The sequence below is a fragment of the Citrobacter sp. CF971 genome, from assembly GCF_006385635.1.
Lineage (GTDB): Bacteria > Pseudomonadota > Gammaproteobacteria > Enterobacterales > Enterobacteriaceae > Citrobacter > Citrobacter freundii.
The window spans coordinates 4,579,006-4,600,273 of the sequence record NZ_CP041051.1; the positions used below are offsets into that span (position 1 = coordinate 4,579,006).

Below are 21,268 nucleotides of genomic sequence, written 5' to 3' on the forward strand. Positions count from 1 at the left end.
AAATTTTGCCGGATGCGCTGACGCTTATCCGGCCTACAAATTGGTCCAAACGCACACCGCCTTCCGGCACCACAAAACTTGAATCAAGTTCGTTTTCGTACATTTATAGTATCGGCAAACGCCATTGCCAAACCCACGGCCAACCCGGCGATATGAGCGCCATTCGCCATCGACATGCCGAATAGATCAAACCAGCCGGCAACAATCCAGATCAAGGCAAAGATAATCAAACCACGCTGCAGGAAAATACCGCTCTGCGGATCGCGCTCGCCGCGCAACCACACGTAGCCCATCAGCGCATACACCACGCCAGACAATCCACCAAACCACGGGCCGCTAAATTTCTGCTGAACATAGCCGCTCAACAGGGCGCTGATCACGGTAATAACAATCAGTTTTCCACTGCCCAGACGCTTTTCAACCGCACCGCCGAGATACCACCACCACAGCAGGTTGAACAGAATATGCATCAGCGAGAAGTGCATAAAAGCGTGGGTGAAATAACGCCAGAATTCAAATTTCAGCGAAGGGTCAAACGGCCATGCCAGCCAGAGCATCACAGCCTGGTCGCCCAGCACGTTCATCGCGATAAACACCAGCACACACGCGGCCATCACCAACCAGGTTACCGGACCTGCGCGTTCGCGCAATGTGGCCAGGAACGGATAACGTTGGTAGCGCAGACCGCTGTCGGTCTGACCCGACTGCCAGCTTGCTGCGAGGTAGCGCGGATCGCCCGGATTCTCCAGAAACCGCACCAGTTCAGCGTGCACGCGCTGAGCCTGGGACTCATCCGCCAGCCAGACATCCGTTTGCTGATGTTGTTGAATCGTCAGGATAACGCCCTGTGTCGCCATATAATCAACAAACGCCTGCGCCACGCGGGGGTTAGCAAAAGAGGTAATCATCAACATGGTTGCTGTCGCTTATTCCACACAAAAGAGGACAGTATATCTATCCTGCCCGTTTCAGGCTGCATCTTTGTTAGCTTACGAACCGTATGCCACTTCTGCCGGAAAATGTCGATGCCAGGCATCGAAGCCGCCGTCAACGCTGTAAACCGCGTCATAGCCCTGCTGCAGAAGATATTGCGCCGCGCCTTTACTGCTGTTGCCGTGATAACACATCACCAACACGGCGGTGTCGAAATCATACTCACGCATAAATGATCCCAGCGTGTCGTTCGTCAAATGAAATGCCTGTGGGGCATGGCCCATTGCATAGCTTTGCGGGTCACGAATATCCACTAACACCGCCGCCCCCTGATGCAGCTTCTGATGCGCTTCTTCGACATTAATACATTCAAACTGATCCATTGCTCTCTCTTCTTTATATGGCAGGTGACGCTTTTCGGACATGTTACTGCTTAGTGTACGTCCCGACGGCAGTTAAACGCCATAATGTTATATGTATCACTGTAAATTGTTTATCCGATGTTACCAATGGCGCGATTCTTTGCTATTATGCTCGATAACGAACATTAATGAGCTATAACGAAAGTGCGAGAGGCCAGCATGGAAACCAAAGATCTGATTGTGATAGGTGGAGGCATCAACGGTGCCGGTATCGCGGCAGATGCCGCTGGACGCGGTTTATCCGTGCTGATGCTGGAAGCGCAGGATTTAGCCTGCGCCACCTCTTCCGCTAGCTCCAAACTCATCCACGGTGGCCTGCGCTACCTGGAACACTACGAATTTCGTCTGGTGAGCGAAGCGCTGGCCGAACGTGAAGTGCTGTTGAAAATGGCACCACACATCGCCTTCCCGATGCGCTTCCGTCTGCCCCACCGCCCGCACCTGCGTCCGGCGTGGATGATCCGGATTGGTTTGTTTATGTACGATCATCTGGGCAAACGCACCAGTTTGCCAAGTTCTACCGGTTTGCGTTTTGGCGCAGATTCTGTAATGAAACCTGAGATTGTGCGCGGTTTCGAATATTCTGACTGCTGGGTAGACGATGCACGACTGGTTTTGGCAAACGCCCAAATGGTCGTACGCAAAGGCGGAGAAGTATTAACCCGCACTCGCGCCACCTCTGCTCGCCGTGAAAACGGTTTGTGGATTGTTGAAGCTGAAGATATCGATACCGGCAAAAAACACACCTGGCAGGCGCGTGGCCTAGTCAACGCCACCGGTCCGTGGGTGAAAGAGTTCTTTGACGACGGTATGCACCTGCCATCGCCGTACGGTATTCGCCTGATTAAAGGCAGCCACATCGTGGTGCCGCGCGTCCATACCCAGAAGCAGGCTTATATTCTGCAAAACGAAGATAAACGCATTGTGTTTGTTATCCCATGGATGGACGAATTCTCGATCATCGGGACGACAGACGTTGAATACAAAGGCGATCCGAAAGCGGTGAAAATTGATGAAAGCGAGATCAATTACCTGCTGAAGGTTTACAACGCGCACTTTAAGAAGCAGCTGGGCCGTGATGATATCGTCTGGACTTACTCGGGCGTGCGTCCGCTATGCGATGACGAGTCTGACTCACCGCAGGCAATCACCCGTGATTACACGCTGGATATCCACGACGAAAACGGCAAAGCACCGCTGCTGTCGGTCTTTGGCGGTAAGCTGACGACCTATCGTAAGCTGGCTGAACACGCGATGGAAAAACTGGCATCGTACTATCAGGGCATCGGCCCGGCGTGGACCAAAGAGTGCATTCTGCCAGGCGGTGACATTGGCGGCGATCGCGAAGACTACGCGGCCAAACTGCGCCGTCGCTACCCGTTCCTGACCGAGTCGCTGGCGCGCCATTATTCTCGCACCTACGGCAGCAACACCGAATGGGTCATCGGCGAAGCCACCTCGCTTGCCGAGTTAGGTGAAGACTTTGGCCATGAGTTTTATGAGGCCGAGCTGAAATATCTGGTCGATCACGAATGGGTTCGTCGTGCGGAAGATGCGTTGTGGCGTCGCACGAAAGAAGGTATGTGGCTGAACGCTGAGCAGCAGTCGCGCATGACCCAGTGGCTGGCTGAATACATTGAGAAGCACCAGCTGTCGCTGGCGTCCTGATAAAAATGCCGGATGGCGGCGACGCTTTATCCGGCCTACAAAAGTGCATAAACGTAGGCCGGGCAAGCGAAGCGCCCCCGGCCTCGTGTTTTACAACCGCACCGAATCAATATGCCAGATGTTTTCGGCGTACTCTTTGATCGTCCTGTCCGATGAGAAGTAACCCATGTTGGCGATATTAATCATCGACTTGGTAGTCCACTCTTCCGGGTGACGATACAGTTCATCAACCTTATCCTGACAATCAACGTAACTGCGATAATCCGCCAGCACCTGATAGTGGTCGCCAAAGTTGATCAATGAGTCCACCAGGTCGCGATAGCGTCCCGGCTCCTCCGGGCTGAATACACCGCTGCCGATCTGCGTCAGCACCTGGTGCAACTCCTCGTCTTTCTCGTAATATTCACGCGGCTTATAGCCCTGACTACGCAAGGCTTCAACCTCTTCCGCCGTATTACCAAAGATAAAGATATTTTCTGCGCCCACATGTTCCAGCATCTCGACGTTGGCACCATCCAGCGTACCGATGGTCAACGCGCCATTCAGCGCAAATTTCATGTTACTGGTCCCGGAGGCTTCGGTCCCGGCCAGTGAAATCTGTTCAGACAGGTCGGCAGCAGGAATTATCACCTGCGCCAGGCTGACGCTGTAATTGGGGATAAACACCACTTTCAGTTTGTCGCCAATTTGCGGATCGTTATTGATCACTTTCGCGACATCGTTGATCAGATGAATGATGTGCTTCGCCATGTAATAGGCCGAAGCCGCTTTACCGGCGAAGATATTCACACGCGGCACCCACTCGGCGTCAGGATCGGCCTTAATGCGGTTGTAGCGGGTGATCACATGCAGCACGTTCATCAGCTGACGTTTGTATTCGTGAATACGCTTGATCTGTACGTCAAACAGCGATTTCGGATTCACTACCACGTTAAGCTGCTGGGCAATGAGCGTGGCCAGACGTTTTTTGTTCTCCAGCTTCGCTCGGCGTACCGCCTGGTTCACCAACGGGAAATCACAGTGCTGTTCAAGCTCGCTCAACTGGCTGAGATCGGTACGCCAGGTGCGGCCAATATTCTCATCCAGCACCTCAGAGAGCGGCGGGTTAGCCAGCGCCAGCCAGCGACGCGGCGTCACGCCGTTGGTAACGTTGCAGAAGCGGGTCGGGAAGATCTTCGCAAAGTCAGCAAATAGCGACTGCACCATCAGGTTGGAGTGCAGTTCAGACACACCATTAACCTTGTGGCTCACCACGACCGCCAGCCATGCCATACGCACCCGGCGGCCGTTAGATTCATCGATAATCGACGTCCGCCCCAGCAGACCGGTATCGTTCGGATACTGCTCCTGCAGCGTTTTCAGGAAGTAGTCGTTAATCTCAAAAATGATTTGCAGATGGCGCGGCAGAATTTTGCCCAGCATATCCACCGGCCAGGTCTCCAGCGCTTCGCTCATCAAAGTGTGGTTGGTATACGAGAAAACCTGACAGCACACTTCAAACGCATCATCCCAACTGAACTTGTGCTCATCAATCAACAGACGCATCAGCTCAGGGATCGACAGCACCGGGTGGGTGTCGTTGAGGTGAATGGCGATTTTATCCGCCAGATTATCGTAGGTTTTGTGCAGTTGATAATGACGATTCAGAATGTCCTGCACCGTGGAGGAGACCAGGAAATACTCCTGGCGCAAGCGCAGCTCGCGTCCTGAATAGGTGGAGTCATCCGGATAGAGCACGCGGGAGACGTTCTCGGAGTGGTTTTTATCTTCCACCGCCGCAAAGTAGTCGCCCTGGTTAAATTTACCGAGGTTGATCTCGCTACTGGCCTGGGCATTCCACAGGCGCAGCGTGTTGGTGGCATCGGTGTCGTAACCGGGGATAATCTGGTCGTAGGCAACCGCGAGGATCTCTTCGGTTTCTATCCAGCGCGTTTTCTTGCCTTCCTGCTGTATACGCCCGCCAAAGCGCACTTTGTAGCGCGTATTGTGGCGTTTGAACTCCCATGGGTTACCGTATTCCAGCCAGTAGTCCGGCGACTCTTTCTGTCGGCCATCAACAATGTTTTGCTTGAACATGCCGTAGTCATAACGAATACCATAGCCGCGTCCCGGCAGTCCCAGCGTTGCCAGCGAGTCCAGGAAGCAGGCCGCCAGGCGCCCGAGGCCACCGTTGCCAAGACCCGGGTCGTTTTCTTCATCGATCAGATCTTCCAGATCCAACCCCATACCTTCCAGCGCATTTTTGACATCGTCATAAATACCCAACGATAACAGTGCATTGGAAAGCGTGCGGCCAATCAGAAACTCCATTGACAGGTAATAGACCTGACGAGTTTCCTGGGATAATTGCGCACGGTTAGAACGCAGCCAGCGCTCCACGAGACGATCGCGCACCGCGAACAACGTGGCGTTCAGCCACTCATGTTTATTGGCAATGACCGGGTCCTTACCAATCGTGAACATCAGCTTGTAGGCGATAGAATGCTTAAGTGCCTCTACGCTGAGTGTGGGCGATGCATAAGTAAATGGAGCATTCATATAGGTGATTCCTGGATATCTATTTCAAGCGATAGTAAAGCTCACGGTATGACTTCGCCGCGACTTGCCAGCTAAAATCCATGGTCATGGCCTGACGTTGTACAAACCGCCACAGCGAAGGCCGGGACCACAATACGAAAGCACGCCGGATCGCACGTAGTAGCGACCAGGCATTACTATCTTCAAATACAAACCCACTGGCGATACCGTCCGCCAGGTTTTCCAGCGAACTGTCAGAGACCGTATCAGCCAGCCCACCGGTGCGCCGCACCAGCGGCAGCGTGCCATACTTCAGTCCATACAACTGCGTTAAGCCACATGGCTCAAAACGACTGGGAACCAATATCACATCGGCCCCACCCATGATGCGGTGCGAGAAGGCTTCGTGATAGCCAATCTGCACGCCCACTTGCCCCGGATGTTCCGCCGCTGCGGCGAGGAAACCTTCCTGCAACACTGGATCGCCCGCGCCAAGTAACGCCAGTTGCCCCCCCTGCTCTAACAGACCAGGCAGAGCCTCCAGCACCAGATCCAACCCTTTCTGACTGGTCAGACGGCTCACGACAGCAAACAGCGGCACTTTGTCGTTAACCTTAAGTCCCATCGCGATCTGCAGCTGACGTTTGTTCTCCGCCTTCTCTTCCAGCGTGTCACGCGTATAGCGCGACGCCAGCAGCAGGTCGGTTTCCGGGCTCCAGATTTTTTCATCCACGCCGTTCAGCACGCCGGAAAGCCGTCCTTCCCGATGACGCTGCTGCAACAGACCTTCCATACCATAGGCAAACTGCGGCTCGGTAATCTCCCGCGCGTAAGTTGGACTCACTGCCGTAATGTGGTCTGCGTAGTACAACCCTGCCTTCAGGAACGAAATCTGGCCGTTAAACTCCAGCCCGTGCACATTAAAGAACGACCATGGCAATTGGATGTCATCCATATGCTTTGCATAAAACATGCCTTGATAAGCCAGGTTGTGTACGGTGAACACCGATTTCGCCGGATGGCCGCGCGCCGCCAGATACGCCGGGGCCAGACCGGCATGCCAGTCGTGCGCATGCACCACATCCGGGCGCCAGAATGGGTCAAGGCCGCAGGCCATTTCACATCCGGCCCAGCCAAGCAACGCAAAACGCAGGACGTTATCGGTATAAGCGAACAGGTTGGTGTCGTGATACGGGCTACCGGGACGGTCGTAAAGATGCGGCGCGTCAATCAGGTAAATACCCACGCCGTTGAAATGCCCGAAAAGCAGCGTGATACGTCCAGCGAAGGTATCGCGACGCGTCACGACCTGTGCATCGGGAATGCCGCGACGAATATCTGGAAACGCCGGGAGCAACACGCGGGCATCCACGCCGTCCGCAATTTGCGCGGCAGGTAACGCCCCAATAACATCCGCCAGTCCCCCGGTTTTTAACAGGGGGAACATCTCTGAACAAACGTGTAAAACCTGCATTATCGCTCCTGTTTGATCTGCAGTTTGCGCAGCATTTCACGCGTGACCAGCACAATGCCTTCCTCTGAACGGTAGAAACGACGCGCATCTTCTTCCGCGTTTTCACCTATCACCATGCCTTCAGGAATAACGCAGGCGCGGTCGATAATGCAACGACGTAAGCGGCACGAACGTCCCACCCACACTTCAGGTAACAACACTGCCGAATCAATGTTACAGAATGAATTCACCCGCACTCGCGGGAACAGAACGGACTGCACCACCACCGAACCTGAAATTATGCATCCGCCAGAAACCAGCGAGTTCAGCGTCATTCCGTGGCTACCGGAACGGTCCTGCACAAATTTCGCCGGTGGCAGCGATTCCATGTGCGTTCGGATTGGCCAGTCCTGGTCGTACATATCCAGTTCAGGCGTCACCGAAGCCAGATCAAGGTTCGCCTTCCAGTAGGCTTCCAGCGTCCCCACATCGCGCCAGTACGGTTCGGATTCCGGGTCAGACTGCACGCAGGACAACGGGAATGGATGTGCATACGCCATGCCAGCTTCGGTGATTTTCGGGATAATGTCTTTGCCAAAATCGTGACTGGATTTTTCATCGAGATCATCTTCCGCCAGCAGTTCATACAGATAATCGGCGTTGAAAATGTAGATCCCCATACTGGCAAGAGATTTGGTCGGGTCGCCAGGCATGGCTGGCGGGTTGGCGGGTTTTTCAACGAACTCGATAATTTTATCGGTGTCGTCCACGTCCATCACGCCAAACGCGCTGGCCTCTTCAATAGGCACTGGCATACAGGCCACGGTGCAACGCGCGCCCTTCTCGACGTGGTCGATCAGCATGCGTGAGTAGTCCTGCTTATAAATATGATCGCCCGCGAGGATCACCACGTATTCCGCTTTATAGCGTCGAATGATGTCCAGGTTTTGGGTCACCGCATCCGCCGTTCCGCGATACCAGTTTTCACCCTGCATTCTCTGCTGGGCAGGCAGCAAATCGACAAACTCGTTCATCTCTTCGCTAAAGAACGACCAGCCGCGCTGAATATGCTGCACCAGCGTGTGGGACTGGTACTGAGTGATCACGCCGATACGGCGGATCCCGGAGTTAATACAGTTGGATAAGGCAAAATCGATAATGCGGAACTTACCGCCAAAGTGCACAGCAGGTTTGGCACGTTTGTTGGTCAAATCTTTTAAGCGGGTACCGCGGCCACCGGCCAGGATCAGGGCAACAGATTTTAATGGCAGCTGGCGCGCCAACATTACACGATCGTTCTTCTCTAAACTCACCATGACTAACTCCTTTTTTATCTTCTCTGGAACACACACAGTCCGTGCGCAGGTCCCTGCCAGACAGCCGTAAGCACCGGATTATCCTCTCCGGCAAATGGGGGAATGGCATGCCATTCCCCTTCAGGTAAAACGATATCTGTCACCTCAAGCGTGGCGTTTATTGCAATCAGAAAACGGTCTGAAAGCTGGATTTGCATCTGCCTCGGGCCGTTTTGCCACTCATCCGCACTTAAGGGTTGTGCGTACTTATTCAGCCAACGAACATTGCCATCGCCCTCTTCCCACCAGCAATCCCCTGTTAATGCAGGGATTTGCCGGCGCAGATGAATCAGCGCGGCGGTAAATGTTGTTAGCCCACTGTTTGCCTGCTGCCAGTCCAGCCACGTTAAGGCGTTATCCTGACAGTAAGCGTTATTGTTGCCGTGCTGGCTATGACCATGCTCATCGCCCGCCAGCAACATCGGCGTCCCCTGGGAGAGCAACAGCGTGGTTAACAGCGCATGAATGCTGTCGCGCCGCCGCTCAATCAGGTCCAGCGTGCCTCCTAATCCTTCTTTACCATGATTGTCGCTGTAGTTATTGCTAGTGCCGTCGCGATTTTCCTCACCATTCGCTTCATTGTGCTTATTTGTGAAGCACACACAGTCGCGTAGCGTAAAACCGTCGTGCGCGGTCACCAGATTGACCGTGGCGCTGGGTTTGCGGCCCTGGCGTTTAAACACATCGCTGGATGCGGCAAAACGCCCGGCAAACTCGCCCAACGAGAGATTACGCTGGAGCCAAAAGCGCCGCGTCGCATCGCGGAAATGGTCATTCCACTCGGCAAACGGAGGGGGGAAATTCCCCACCTGATACCCGCCTTCACCAATATCCCACGGTTCCGCAATCAGCTTCACGCGTGAGAGCAGCGGACAGGTTTGGATCGCGGTAAACAGCGGCGCATCCTGACGAAACACAGGTGTACGCCCCATGACGGAAGCCAAATCAAAACGAAAACCATCTACATGGCAGGTTTCAACCCAATAGCGCAGGCATTCACATGCGTATTCCACAACGCCAGGATGGCTCAAATTGAGGGTGTTCCCACAACCGGTCCAGTTGTAGTAATCACCATCGTCCCTGATCCAATAATAGCTACGGTTATCAATTCCGCGCAGCGAGAAGACAGGCCCTTCGAGATCCAGCTCGGCGCTGTGGTTCAAAACGATATCGAGAATGACCTCAATCCCCGCTTTGTGCAGCGCTTTTACCGCGTCGCGAAACTCATCAAGCGCGCTCTCCGGCGAGCAGGCATAGGCCGGATGCAGCGCGAACATGGCCACCGGGTTGTAGCCCCAGTAGTTCGACAGGCCCAGCCGCTGAAGTCGCGGTTCGCTGGCAAAATGCGCCACCGGCAGCAGCTCCAGCGCGGTAATGCCGAGACGCTTGAAATAGTCGATCATCACCGGATGACCCAGCGCTTTATAGGTTCCGCGAATCTCTTCCGGCAGGTCAGGATGCAAATACGTCAACCCTTTGACATGCGCTTCGTAAATCACGGTATTGCCCCACGGCGTGCGCGGCGGGACATCATCCTCCCAGTCATAATGGTCGGACACCACCACGCCCTTCAGCGCGATAGTGGCATTATCATGGTGATCCGGTTCATTTAGCCCGCCGTGCAGCAGCGGGTTATCTTTTAACTCGCCATCCACCCGACAGGCGCAAGGGTCGAGCAGCAGCTTGGCTGGGTTAAACCGGTGGCCCTGCTGCGGTTGCCATGGGCCATGGACGCGATAACCATAGCGCAGACCGGGCCGGGCGTTGGCCAGATAGCCGTGCCAGACATCGCCGCTACGCCCCGGCAGGTCGTAGCGGAGTTCGCAACCGTCCTCGTCAAATACGCATAATTCAACGCGTTCAGCGTGGGCTGAGAAGAGAGTAAAATTAACGCCATGGCCGTCATACGTTGCACCATGGGGGGTGGCGTTGCCGGTTGCCAGTTGCGTCATTCCCCCTCCCGAACCAGCCAGATCGTTGCCAACGGCGGCAACGTGAGGCTCAGTGAATGCTGACGACCATGACTGGCGATTTCATCACTGTGCACCGCACCGCCGTTGCCAGTATTGCTGCCGTGGTAATGCATCGAATCGGTATTGAGGATCTCACGCCATTTCCCCGGCTGATTGATACCGAAGCGATAGCCGTGGCGGGGCACAGGCGTAAAGTTACTGACCACGATGATTTCATTGCCGACCTTGTCACGACGCACGAAAGCCAGCACCGAACGTTCTTTGTCATCCACCACCAGCCACTCAAAGCCATAGGCGTCAAAGTCGAGCTCGTGCAGCGCTTTGTGATGACGATAGGTGAGGTTCAGATCGCGCACCAGACGCTGTACGCCGTGATGCCAGTTATCACCGCCTTCCAGCAGGTGCCAGTCGAGGCTCGCGTCATGGTTCCATTCACGTCCCTGCGCAAACTCGTTGCCCATAAACAGCAGTTTCTTGCCTGGGAAGGCCCACATCCAGCCGTAGTAGGCGCGCAGGTTGGCAAACTTCTGCCACGCATCGCCCGGCATGCGGTCGAGAATCGATTTCTTGCCGTGCACCACTTCATCGTGCGACAACGGCAGGACAAAGTTCTCGGTGTAGTTGTACAGCATGCCGAAGGTCAGCTTATCGTGGTGATGTTGGCGATAAACCGGATCCAGCTTCATGTAGTCCAGCGTGTCGTGCATCCAGCCGAGGTTCCACTTATACCAGAACCCTAAACCGCCCATGTCCTGCGGTCTTGAAACGCCAGCAAAATCAGTGGACTCTTCCGCCATGCTCACCGCACCAGGCACCTGTTCGCCAAGAATACGGTTGGTATTGCGTAAAAACTCAATGGCTTCGAGGTTTTCACGACCGCCAAATTCATTTGGGATCCATTCCCCTTCTTTACGGCTGTAGTCGCGATAAATCATCGATGCCACGGCATCCACGCGCAGCGCGTCGATACCAAAGCGCTCAATCCAGTACAGGGCGTTGCCCACCAGATAGTTGCTGACTTCACGGCGACCGTAGTTGTAGATCAGCGTGTTCCAGTCCTGGTGATAGCCTTCACGCGGGTCGCTGTGCTCATACAGCCTGGTGCCATCAAACTCTGCCAGACCAAAGTCGTCCGACGGGAAATGGCCCGGCACCCAGTCAAGAATGACGTTCAGCCCCGCCTGATGCGCGGCATTCACAAAATAGCGGAAGTCATCGCGCGTACCAAATCGACGGGTCGGCGCATACATGCCGGTAGGTTGGTAACCCCAGCTACCGTCGAACGGATGCTCGTTAATCGGCAACAGTTCAAGGTGGGTAAAGCCCATCCACTTGGCGTAAGGCACCAGCTGATCCGCCAGCTCGCGGTAGCTCAGCCAGAAGTTGTTATCGGTATGACGACGCCATGACCCCAGGTGCACTTCATAGATAGAGATTGGCGCATCAAACTGGTTGGCTTTTTTACGCTCCTCGCTTTGCACCACTTTTTCCGGCAGACCACAGATAAGCGACGCGGTTTCCGGGCGCATTTGCGCTTCAAAGGCGTAAGGGTCCGCTTTGATTCGCAGCTTACCGTTGGCATCGATCATCTCATATTTATACAGCTGACCATGCTGCGCACCGGGGATAAACAGCTCCCAGATACCGCTTTCTTTGCGCAGGCGCATCGGGTGGCGACGGCCATCCCAGTAGTTGAACTGCCCAACCACTGACACGCGTTGAGCGTTAGGTGCCCAGACAGAGAAGCGCGTGCCGGTTACACCATCCATTGTATCCGCATGCGCACCCAGCGTTTCGTAAGGTCGCAGGTGCGTACCTTCAGATAACAGCCAGGCATCCATATCCTGGATCAGCGGGCCAAAACGATAAGGATCATCAATCAGATTCTGCTGTCCGTGCCAGACAACGGCCAACTGATAGCGAAAGAAATTTTTACGGCGGGGAAGTACTGCACAGAAAAAACCACGAGAGTCGAGGCAATCCAGCTTGCCGACTTTGCGTCCGGTTTTGGGTTCGATCACCCACACTTCGGTGGCGTCAGGTAATAGGGCGCGGACTTCAAGTCCAGCGTCAGTTTGGTGCATACCGAGTACGGAAAAAGGATCCGCAAAATGGCCTGCAATTAGCGCATTAATCACGTCTCTATCGATACGAACGGACATGGTTGTCATCCTGTTTTATGGTGTCACCCCTTCCAACTGATTTTCGACATCAGGTAGCGACACTTTTTTTGACCTGAACGGCGCAGCACAATTGTGCATCCTCTCTGCGTCGTCCCACCTTCAGGCAACAACTTAATACCTCCGGTACTAAGTCACCCTTAAAGAATAGCCAATGCTTTATCTTACTCCTGGTAAAAAATGAAACATCTGCGCTTACTCCTGTATTACGCAAAAAAAAGGGTGACTCAGCACCCTTTGATCATTAACAAACCATTACGCCAGTTGACGTAACATGCGGCGCAATGGCTCCGCAGCACCCCAAAGCAGCTGGTCACCTACGGTAAAGGCTGACAGGAACTCCGGTCCCATATTCAGCTTACGCAGACGACCTACTGGCGTGGTCAACGTGCCGGTAACGGCCGCCGGGGTTAACTCACGCATGGTGATTTCACGATCGTTTGGTACTACTTTCGCCCACGGGTTGTGCGCCGCCAGCAGTTCTTCCACGGTCGGAATAGACACATCTTTTTTCAGTTTGATGGTGAACGCCTGGCTGTGGCAGCGCAGCGCGCCGACGCGCACGCACAGACCATCAACCGGGATCACGGAAGACGTGTTGAGAATTTTGTTGGTTTCCGCCTGTCCCTTCCACTCTTCACGGCTCTGACCGTTATCGAGCTGTTTGTCGATCCACGGAATCAGGCTACCGGCCAGCGGTACGCCAAAGTTATCAACCGGCAGTTCACCGCTACGGGACAGGGTCGTCACTTTACGTTCAATGTCGAGAATAGCAGAGGAAGGGGTCGCCAGCTCCTCGGCCACATGGCCATACAGATGGCCCATCTGAGACAACAGCTCGCGCATGTGACGCGCGCCGCCGCCGGAAGCCGCCTGATAGGTCGCCACGGAGACCCAATCGACCAGGTCGTTGGCAAACAGGCCACCGAGGGACATCAGCATCAGGCTAACGGTGCAGTTACCGCCGACAAAGGTCTTAATACCTTTATTCAGGCCATCGGTGATGACATCCTGGTTAACCGGATCGAGAATAATGATGGCGTCGTCTTTCATACGCAGCGAAGAGGCCGCGTCAATCCAGTAACCCTGCCAACCGCTTTCACGAAGCTTTGGATAGATTTCGTTGGTATAATCGCCGCCCTGACAGGTCACGATGATATCGAGCGCCTTCAGCGCATCCAGATCAAAAGCGTCCTGAAGCGTGCCGGTCGCGGTTCCACCGAATGTCGGTGCCGCCTGCCCGAGCTGGGAAGTAGAAAAGAAAACAGGGCGAATGGCGTCGAAGTCACGCTCCTCAACCATGCGTTGCATGAGAACAGAGCCGACCATACCGCGCCAGCCGATAAAACCAACATTTTTCATAGCGTTTTTTCCTGCAGAGATGTGTGCTGTGTATGTATGCCAGTGTCCTGGTGGCATATCCTTCACCATACAAAATGCAGCCAAAGTCGCAAGTGAAATTAATCAATGATAGCGAAGCCATCAGTAATGCGACTTATCCCGCTGCGCAAGCAAGCAGAAAGTCCGTGGTAATTATCAGGGAATTTGAGTTATGAATGAAATCATTTCAGCGGCAGTTTTATTGATCCTGATTATGGATCCACTCGGAAATCTGCCCATTTTCATGTCCGTATTGAAACATACCGAACCAAAACGCCGCCGCGCGATTATGATTCGCGAGCTGTTCATTGCGCTGTTGGTGATGCTGATATTCCTGTTTGCGGGCGAGAAAATTCTGGCATTTCTTAACCTGCGCGCGGAAACCGTTTCTATCTCCGGGGGCATCATTTTGTTCCTGATCGCCATTAAGATGATTTTCCCCAGCGCCACCGGGAATAGCACCGGGCTTCCGGCGGGTGAAGAGCCGTTTATCGTTCCGCTGGCGATCCCGCTGGTAGCGGGTCCAACAATCCTGGCTTCACTAATGCTGTTGTCGCATCAGTATCCTAATCAGATGGGGCATCTGGTAATCGCCCTGCTGATCGCCTGGGGCGGTACGTTTGTGATTCTGTTGCAGTCGTCGCTGTTTTTGCGTCTGCTGGGGGAGAAAGGGGTGAACGCGCTGGAGCGCCTGATGGGGCTGATTCTGGTGATGATGGCCACCCAGATGTTCCTCGACGGCGTACGGATGTGGATGAAGGGGTGACCGTTTTGAAGCTGGAGAGCATGGCATTTCAGAGAACGATTCCGTTCACGTTATGTTCATTGCTTCTCTGAGATCTCGTCACCAGTGAACGTGTTAAGGGGGCTACGCAGCCCCCTTAACAATCCCGGCTCCCGGCAGGAAAATTGCCACTTCGTGGTTCCCTCCACTTATTCCTCCAGGCTACCGGGCCGGGCGCGAGGCAGCGTCCATGCAAAACGCGCCCTGAACCCGCATCCCTGCGGGTTCTCCCGGCCTTACGGAAACGCGTCGGCAATTTTCAGCCGGACCAGCCCACACCTGACCACCTGAGCTTTTACTTGAATACCTCTGAACAGCAAAACGGATATAGCTGAAAGCCAGATCGCTGAAGCGACACCCTGGTCCGGCTGAAAATCGATGAGGCGTTGACGGCTGACCGGGGCTGCCCGCAGGGATGCGGGCAGAGGGGACGGCCTGCATGGATGCAGGCTCGGCCCCGACCCGACAGGCAGACGGAATAAGACGAATAACTCGCGCAGCGACGATTTTCCCGCCGGGAGCCTGGGTTGCAAGGGAGGCGGCGGTGAGCCTCCCTTGCACGTTCACGGGTATCAGCGCTTCAAAGAAATGACACCACTGAGGTGAACGGAAACCTGAGCAATAATCACATGTTCACCCTACATGCTTAACTGAACGGCATTGCGCTGTAATTTCAGGTATTCCTTATGCTTTTAAGTCGCTGATATAACGTATTTTCATTTCTGCGAAGCGCCTTCCGGAATGCCCTCTTGTCAGCATCGTGAATTAGCCTTATCTTCTCGCTGCACCTGCAAAATCAGGTGTCAGAATTAGCCTTCTGAAAATCATACTGGCGACATATACTTCTATGTCGTGCGACCGATTTCGTCTCAATGGCGGGTCGAGCGGGGGCGTCGCAAGACGCGCCGGTATCCAGTATGACCGGTAAGGCTAACTCCGCTCGATTCTGCCACCCGCGAGATTAGCCTCTCCGGTGGTGGTTTAAATAAAACATACTGGAGGCTGCCCTATGGCGACTACCCCTCTCTTTTCACACTCTTTATTTACCCTGCCCTTTAGCCATGCCACGGACTTCACCGAACTGGCGGATAACTGCGGGCGTTTTGTCGAAGGACTGGTTGAATGCCATGACCCGGTTGAAAAACTGGCGATTTGTGCACGTCTGTCGGCCTGTCTGGCGTTATTACAACCGACCTTAACGGAGCCTGTACCGCAGCATCTACAGGCCAGCCTGACGGTAGAAACCTTACCGACCCGTTTTCCCCTTTTCGAGCCTGAGCCCGACCAGATGGGGCGTTACTGCCAGCTTTTGACACATTTGCTGATGAGCAAAACGCTTTCTGATGATATGGAGCGAGTAGCGGGTGATTTGTTGCAGGATTTGGTGGGGTATTTCGCCGACACGCTGAAAGCGCCGCGTTGGTTGAAAACAGAGGATGGTGTGATGGTGCTGTAAAAAAGCCGGGTGGCGCTTGCGCTTACCCGGCCTACGATGCGGATGTGTGCTCGTTTCCAGGCCCGGTAAGCGCAAGCGCCACCGGGCAACAAGACTCAGCTCAACAGCTGGAAAGCAATCATACCGACAATCGCGCCGACCGTACCGAGGATGGTTTCCATCATCGTCCAGGTCTTCAACGTTTGTGCTTCCGTTGCGCCGGTAAATTTACCGAACAACCAGAAACCGGCGTCGTTAACGTGGCTGACCACGATCGAGCCGCCTGCGATACAAATAGACAGTGCCGCCATCTGTGCGCCGGAGAAGTTTAGCTGTTCAATCACCGGCATCACCAGACCGACCGCCGTTAAGCACGCCACGGTCGCAGAACCCTGAATGATACGCACCGCTGCCGCCAGCACGAAGCAGGTAATGGCAATCGGCAGACCCATTCCGGTTAACGCTTCGCCCAGCGCCGGACCGACGCCGGAATCAACCAGCACTTGTTTAAACACGCCACCTGCACCAATCACCAGCAGGATAATCCCCGCCGGTTGCAGCGCATGACCGCAGATCTCCATCACTTTGTCTTTTGGCATACCCTGGCGAATCGCCAGACCGTAAATCGCCACCAGACAAGCAACCAGAATCGCGGTAAACGGGTGACCGATAAACTCAAACCATTCGTAAGTTGAAGAACCAACCGGCACAAAGCGCGCGGCGATGGTTTTCAGACCAACCAATACCAGCGGCAGCAGGATCAGCGACAAGCTAAAGCCGAAGGACGGCATTTTACCTTCGCCCAGATGCGGCTCGGTAATGTCATCAGGAATGTTCAGCTCAACGTAACGGCTGATGAAATTACCCCACAGTGGTCCGGCGATAATCATGCCCGGAATCGCGGCACACAGGCCAATCAGGATCATCCAGCCAAAGTCAGCGTGCATCTGCGAAGCCAGCAACATCGGAGCTGGCCCCGGCAGTAAAAACGCCGCAGCCGCCGCTACGCCTGCAAACAACGGAATGACTAATTTAACCAGGTTGGTACCGGTGTGACGCGCCATCGAGAACGCCACGCTGATCAGCAGCACAATCGCCACCTCAAAGAACAGCGGTAGCGCACAGATAAGCCCGGCCAGGCCAATCGCGTAATGTGCGCGGCTGTGGCCGAAGGATTTCAGCATTTTGACGGCAATTTGATCGACTGCGCCGGTCTCATGCAAAATCTTGCCGAACATCGCCCCCAACGCCACAACAATCGCCAGGAAACCGAGCGTGCCTCCCATCCCTTTTTCCATAGTCGCGGCGATTTTATCGAGCGGCATACCGGAAAAGAGACCTGCACCAATAGACACCACCATCAAAGCAAGGAAGGCGTGCATACGCGCCTTCATCACTAAAAACAGCAGTAATAAAACGGACCCTACTGCTGTTAAAACAAGCGTTAATGTACTCACTACTTACTGCCCTGGTTAATAACCTCAATGGTGCTGGCGACCACACCGTCCAGTGGTTGATCGATATCGACCACCAGTACATCGTTTTCATTCGCACCTGGTTCTTCCAGCGCTTCAAACTGGGTCACCAGCATCTGCGTTTTGAAGAAGTGGCCTTTACGCGCTTTCAGACGGCTTTCGATAACGTCAAAATCCCCTTTCAGATAGATGAAAGAGAGGTTCGGGTTACCGTCGCGTAGCTGGTCGCGATAGACTTTTTTCAGAGCGGAACAGACGATCAGCGAAACCTTGTTGGTACGCTGCATCGCAAAAGCGGCGTCATTCAGCGCCTGTAACCACGGTTTACGGTCATCATCGTTGAGTGGCTCACCGGAAGCCATTTTCATGATGTTGCTGCGCGGATGGAGAAAATCGCCATCAAGAAACGCGGCCTGCAGTTGATGCGCCACTTCGCTGGCGACAGCAGATTTACCGCTGCCCGATACGCCCATCAGAACGTAAACGTGGTGATCATGATTAGTCGTGCTCAAAGCGTTGCCCCCACTGGTACAAGAATCTGGAAATTGTTACGGGTAACTGTTATCGGTAACATTGTCCAGCCGGATAAATAGAGAAGCAATATCCATTCGTGCTCGAAGTGTATAAGTGTGAGCTACTTCAAACTTGTTGGCTTAAATAGATCCGCCCGGTGACAAGGTGAAACCTAAATCTAACATTTTAGGTGTGACTGCTTCACCACGGATGCGCGCCAGCAGGCGTTCAGCACCAATGCTGCCCATGCGTTCACGCGGCGTGAGCACGCTCGCCAGACGCGGCTCCATCACCTGTCCGATGTCGTGACCGTGGAATCCGGCAATCGCCATGTCATCCGGGATTTTCAGCCCTAAACGCTGGCATTCGAAGGCCGCCCCTACCGCCAGGTCATCGTTGGTACAGAAAATGCCGTCGAGCTGCGGGTATTCGCGCCGCGCCTGACGGATGAGTTCAATACCGGAGGAGTAGGAAGAAGACTGTTCCACCATCACGCTGTACGGCACCAGGTTGGCATCGCGCATTGCCTGCTCGTAGCCCCTCTGTTTGATGATAGTACGTTCATCAAGACGTGCGCCAAGATAGGCAACATGACGGTGCCCGCGGGCGATGATAGCGGCAGTCATCTGGCGCGCGGCTTCAAAGTTGTCGAAACCGACGGCGATATCCAGGCACGGAGACTGGCTGTCCATCAGCTCAACCACCGGGATACCGGCGACCTCAATCATTTTCAGCGTACGAGGCGTATGGCTACGTTCGGTGAGGATCAGGCCATCGATATTCCACGACAGCATCGATTCCAGGCGCTCTTGTTCCATTTCGGGCTTATAGCCGTAGTGCGCGAGCATAGTTTGATAACCATGAGCGTCGGTGACGGCCTCAATGCCGCGTAACACTTCAGCAAAAACCTGGTTAGTGAGAGACGGTAACAACACGCCGATAGCGCGGCTGGTAGCGTTAGAAAGGATATCAGGAGCGCGATTGGGAATATAACCCAGCTCATCAAGTGCAGCGGCAATTTTGCCCCGCAGCGCCACGGAGACCTGCTCCGGGTTACGCAAAAAGCGACTGACCGTCATTTTGGTCACGCCCACGCGGTCGGCTACATCCTGAAGTACGGGTCTTTTCTTTTTCATCGTCCTGAAGCGTTAAAAAGGGATAGATTCCCCCAGTTTACCACGGACGCACGGAATTAATGACAAACGATGAAAAGCCGGATGGCAACGCTTTCGCGTCTTATCCGGCCTACATCAGGTTACAGCACGTTAGACAGGCGGCAGATCAAACAGTAACACTTCGCTGTCGCTGTCGGCATGAATAGAAATTGCCTGTTCATCCCAGATTGCCAGACCGTCGCTGGTGGTCGCTTTGGTTCCGTTAATGGTGACGTTGCCTTTAACGACCTGGATCCAGACGCGACGTTCAGCGGCAATCTGATGTACCGACTGCTCATCTTTGACCAGCGCCCAACGGTACAGCTCCATATCCTGGTACACTTTCAGTGAGCCATCGCGGGCATCAGGCGACAGCACCAGTTGTTTACCCTGAGCGGCATCGAAACGGCGCTGTTCATAGCGCGGCGTAATACCGTTTTCCTGCGGCATGATCCAGATCTGATACAGATGCAGCTTCTCAGTATTACTCGGGTTGTACTCCGAGTGACGGATCCCCGTCCCGGCGCTCATAATCTGAAACTCTCCGGCCGGAACCTGCTCTTTGTTGCCCATGCTGTCCTGATGTTCCACCGCGCCTTCCAGCACGTAGGTCAGGATTTCCATGTCTTTATGGGGGTGAGTGCCAAAGCCCTGGCCTGCGTCAATCACGTCATCGTTAATCACGCGCAGTGCCGAGAACCCCATAAAGTTCGGGTCATAGTAGTTGGCAAAAGAGAAGGTATGCCAGGAATCGAGCCAGCCATGATTCGCATGACCGCGGTCGTTAGCTTTGCGTAAATAGATCATTGTGTTCACCCCCAGATGTTTTCGATGGAGTAAGTGTGGACTCAATCCGCCTGGGATCATAGAGGGTGAAAATTGACTCCTCTGTTCAAAAAATATGAATAAACCCAGAGGAGTCTGTGCAGGCTATTTGGCGAGGGTTATCGTCGCCGGAGATGCCTGTTCGAAGGCGCGTTCGAGGATCTCCAGGTTGGTTAGAACTTCAGATTCCTTGACGTAATTAGGCGTACCGGCGGTCAGCGTCTGGTACAGCGCATCATAGACGCGACCGTAATCCCCCACCTCCGGCTTCACCTCTTCTTTTACTGTGATGCCGTCATCGTTGACATACTCCAGCATTCCGATGGAATCATCAGCAGCGAAACCTGGCTCACCCGGCATGATATTGGCCTTCAGACTGGTTTCCTGCTGGTCGATGCCGTACTTCACAAACGAGCCTTTGGTGCCATGGACGATAAACTTCGGATAGTCGATTTTCACCAGATGACTGGTTTTAACAATGGCTTTCAGGTCGCCGTAAAACAGCTGCGCTTCAAAGGTATCGTCCGGGTTCGCTTTATTACGCAGGCTGCGGATGTCATAGGCCACATGATCGGGGCGTCCGAACAGCGAGATAATCTGATCCATGGTGTGTACGCCCAGGCCATAAAATGCGCCGTCCTGCGGCAGTCCCGGCTTAGTTTCCGCCTCGGGACGGTAGTAATCGAAATGGCTTTCAACCTCAACAATTTCGCCGAGCTTGCCGCTCTCAATCGCCTTTTTGGCGGTAAGGAAGCAGGAATCAAAACGACGATTCTGATACGGCGTAACGGTCAGCCCCTTACTCCTCGCCAGGTCGAACAGCACTTTTGCTTCTGCCAGCGTCGGCGTGAACGGTTTCTCCACCAGCACGCTTTTACCCGCTTCCAGCGCGCGCTTCGCATATTCAAAGTGGCTATCCGCGTGGGTGCAGACGATCACCAGCTTCACCTGCGGATCGTTTAAGATCTCGTCGAGGTCGCTGGTGAAGTGAATATGTGAATACTGCGGGGCCTGCTCTTCCGGCCTGGCGTTACGGCGGAAAATATGCGCGACATGCCAGCTATTCTTGCGGTTGAGGACGTACGGCAAATGGTAGCGAGTGGTACTTTTACCAAAACCAATAAATGCGCAGTGTAAGGTCATGAGACAGTCCTTTTGAAGGTGATTGTCTACACCATAGCGCAAAGCGGCTGGAGACTGA

16 protein-coding genes are annotated in these 21,268 nt (G+C 54.2%); 3 read left to right on the top strand and 13 right to left on the bottom strand.

Annotated elements, in window-relative coordinates; genetic code table 11:
- Positions 1–83: 83 nt before the first annotated feature.
- Together glpG and glpE are read right to left on the bottom strand one after the other, a co-directional pair.
- Complete coding sequence (gene glpG, locus E6P06_RS25730) at positions 84–914, bottom strand: rhomboid family intramembrane serine protease GlpG (RefSeq protein ID WP_003023496.1); 831 nt, start codon at positions 912–914, stop codon at positions 84–86.
- 75 nt (positions 915–989) lie between these two features.
- Entirely contained in the window at positions 990–1,316 is a 327-nt protein-coding gene (glpE, locus tag E6P06_RS25735; protein ID WP_049003361.1) for a thiosulfate sulfurtransferase GlpE, read from the bottom strand.
- 198 nt (positions 1,317–1,514) lie between these two features.
- Between glpE and glpD the strand changes: the two genes are divergently transcribed.
- Entirely contained in the window at positions 1,515–3,023 is a 1,509-nt protein-coding gene (gene glpD, locus E6P06_RS25740; RefSeq protein WP_003023494.1) for a glycerol-3-phosphate dehydrogenase, read from the top strand.
- A gap of 90 nt (positions 3,024–3,113) precedes the next feature.
- On the opposite strand, the gene glgP is transcribed toward glpD, so the two are convergent.
- The 6 genes from glgP to asd all read right to left on the bottom strand — a co-directional run bounded on the left by glgP (position 3,114) and on the right by asd (position 13,863).
- Positions 3,114–5,561: a glycogen phosphorylase gene (glgP, locus tag E6P06_RS25745; protein WP_003023492.1), complete on the bottom strand. Its 2,448-nt coding sequence runs from the start codon at positions 5,559–5,561 to the stop codon at positions 3,114–3,116.
- Positions 5,562–5,580: 19 nt separating this feature from the next.
- Positions 5,581–7,014, bottom strand: a complete 1,434-nt coding sequence (gene glgA, locus E6P06_RS25750; protein ID WP_003023490.1) for a glycogen synthase GlgA — start codon at positions 7,012–7,014, stop codon at positions 5,581–5,583.
- The gene (glgC, locus tag E6P06_RS25755) at positions 7,014–8,309 is read right to left on the bottom strand and encodes a glucose-1-phosphate adenylyltransferase (protein WP_003023489.1); all 1,296 of its coding nucleotides are present in this window, start codon (positions 8,307–8,309) and stop codon (positions 7,014–7,016) included. Before glgC ends, glgA begins: the two co-directional genes overlap by 1 nt.
- 14 nt (positions 8,310–8,323) lie before the next feature.
- Positions 8,324–10,300 (bottom strand): glycogen debranching protein GlgX, encoded by a 1,977-nt coding sequence (gene glgX, locus E6P06_RS25760; RefSeq protein ID WP_139935835.1) that lies wholly within the window; start codon positions 10,298–10,300, stop codon positions 8,324–8,326.
- Positions 10,297–12,483: a 1,4-alpha-glucan branching enzyme gene (gene glgB / locus E6P06_RS25765; RefSeq protein ID WP_016151109.1), complete on the bottom strand. Its 2,187-nt coding sequence runs from the start codon at positions 12,481–12,483 to the stop codon at positions 10,297–10,299. Before glgB ends, glgX begins: the two co-directional genes overlap by 4 nt.
- Positions 12,484–12,756: 273 nt before the next feature.
- The gene (gene asd, locus E6P06_RS25770) at positions 12,757–13,863 is read right to left on the bottom strand and encodes an aspartate-semialdehyde dehydrogenase (RefSeq protein WP_003837862.1); all 1,107 of its coding nucleotides are present in this window, start codon (positions 13,861–13,863) and stop codon (positions 12,757–12,759) included.
- Positions 13,864–14,053: 190 nt separating this feature from the next.
- Between asd and yhgN the strand changes: the two genes are divergently transcribed.
- Both yhgN and E6P06_RS25790 read left to right on the top strand, forming a co-directional pair.
- Positions 14,054–14,647: an NAAT family transporter YhgN gene (gene yhgN, locus E6P06_RS25775; protein WP_003023480.1), complete on the top strand. Its 594-nt coding sequence runs from the start codon at positions 14,054–14,056 to the stop codon at positions 14,645–14,647.
- Positions 14,648–15,674: 1,027 nt separating this feature from the next.
- Positions 15,675–16,121, top strand: a complete 447-nt coding sequence (locus tag E6P06_RS25790; protein ID WP_139935836.1) for a hypothetical protein — start codon at positions 15,675–15,677, stop codon at positions 16,119–16,121.
- A gap of 95 nt (positions 16,122–16,216) precedes the next feature.
- Here E6P06_RS25790 and gntU read toward each other — a convergent pair whose 3' ends face one another.
- The 5 genes from gntU to E6P06_RS25815 all read right to left on the bottom strand — a co-directional run bounded on the left by gntU (position 16,217) and on the right by E6P06_RS25815 (position 21,210).
- Positions 16,217–17,557: a gluconate transporter gene (gene gntU / locus E6P06_RS25795; protein WP_003023477.1), complete on the bottom strand. Its 1,341-nt coding sequence runs from the start codon at positions 17,555–17,557 to the stop codon at positions 16,217–16,219.
- Entirely contained in the window at positions 17,557–18,087 is a 531-nt protein-coding gene (gntK, locus tag E6P06_RS25800; RefSeq protein ID WP_003023475.1) for a gluconokinase, read from the bottom strand. The genes gntU and gntK overlap by 1 nt, the downstream gene beginning before the upstream one ends.
- A 141-nt stretch (positions 18,088–18,228) precedes the next feature.
- The gene (gene gntR / locus E6P06_RS25805) at positions 18,229–19,224 is read right to left on the bottom strand and encodes a gluconate operon transcriptional repressor GntR (RefSeq protein ID WP_003023473.1); all 996 of its coding nucleotides are present in this window, start codon (positions 19,222–19,224) and stop codon (positions 18,229–18,231) included.
- A 129-nt stretch (positions 19,225–19,353) separates the two neighbouring features.
- The gene (gene yhhW, locus E6P06_RS25810; protein ID WP_003023472.1) at positions 19,354–20,049 is read right to left on the bottom strand and encodes a quercetin 2,3-dioxygenase; all 696 of its coding nucleotides are present in this window, start codon (positions 20,047–20,049) and stop codon (positions 19,354–19,356) included.
- 123 nt (positions 20,050–20,172) lie between these two features.
- Complete coding sequence (locus E6P06_RS25815) at positions 20,173–21,210, bottom strand: oxidoreductase (RefSeq protein WP_139935837.1); 1,038 nt, start codon at positions 21,208–21,210, stop codon at positions 20,173–20,175.
- Between the last annotated feature and the right edge of the window lie 58 nt (positions 21,211–21,268).

Excerpts from the sequence above, each read along its gene's own strand:
- yhgN (WP_003023480.1), top strand. The coding sequence starts at position 14,054 with ATGAATGAAATCATTTCAGCGGCAGTTTTATTGATCCTGATTATGGAT.
- E6P06_RS25790 (WP_139935836.1), top strand. The coding sequence starts at position 15,675 with ATGGCGACTACCCCTCTCTTTTCACACTCTTTATTTACCCTGCCCTTT.
- yhhW (WP_003023472.1), bottom strand. The coding sequence starts at position 20,049 with ATGATCTATTTACGCAAAGCTAACGACCGCGGTCATGCGAATCATGGC.
- glgA (WP_003023490.1), bottom strand. The coding sequence starts at position 7,014 with ATGCAGGTTTTACACGTTTGTTCAGAGATGTTCCCCCTGTTAAAAACC.
- glpE (WP_049003361.1), bottom strand. The coding sequence starts at position 1,316 with ATGGATCAGTTTGAATGTATTAATGTCGAAGAAGCGCATCAGAAGCTG.
- glpG (WP_003023496.1), bottom strand. The coding sequence starts at position 914 with ATGTTGATGATTACCTCTTTTGCTAACCCCCGCGTGGCGCAGGCGTTT.
- E6P06_RS25815 (WP_139935837.1), bottom strand. The coding sequence starts at position 21,210 with ATGACCTTACACTGCGCATTTATTGGTTTTGGTAAAAGTACCACTCGC.
- glgB (WP_016151109.1), bottom strand. The coding sequence starts at position 12,483 with ATGTCCGTTCGTATCGATAGAGACGTGATTAATGCGCTAATTGCAGGC.
- glpD (WP_003023494.1), top strand. The coding sequence starts at position 1,515 with ATGGAAACCAAAGATCTGATTGTGATAGGTGGAGGCATCAACGGTGCC.
- glgX (WP_139935835.1), bottom strand. The coding sequence starts at position 10,300 with ATGACGCAACTGGCAACCGGCAACGCCACCCCCCATGGTGCAACGTAT.
- glgP (WP_003023492.1), bottom strand. The coding sequence starts at position 5,561 with ATGAATGCTCCATTTACTTATGCATCGCCCACACTCAGCGTAGAGGCA.
- gntR (WP_003023473.1), bottom strand. The coding sequence starts at position 19,224 with ATGAAAAAGAAAAGACCCGTACTTCAGGATGTAGCCGACCGCGTGGGC.
- glgC (WP_003023489.1), bottom strand. The coding sequence starts at position 8,309 with ATGGTGAGTTTAGAGAAGAACGATCGTGTAATGTTGGCGCGCCAGCTG.
- asd (WP_003837862.1), bottom strand. The coding sequence starts at position 13,863 with ATGAAAAATGTTGGTTTTATCGGCTGGCGCGGTATGGTCGGCTCTGTT.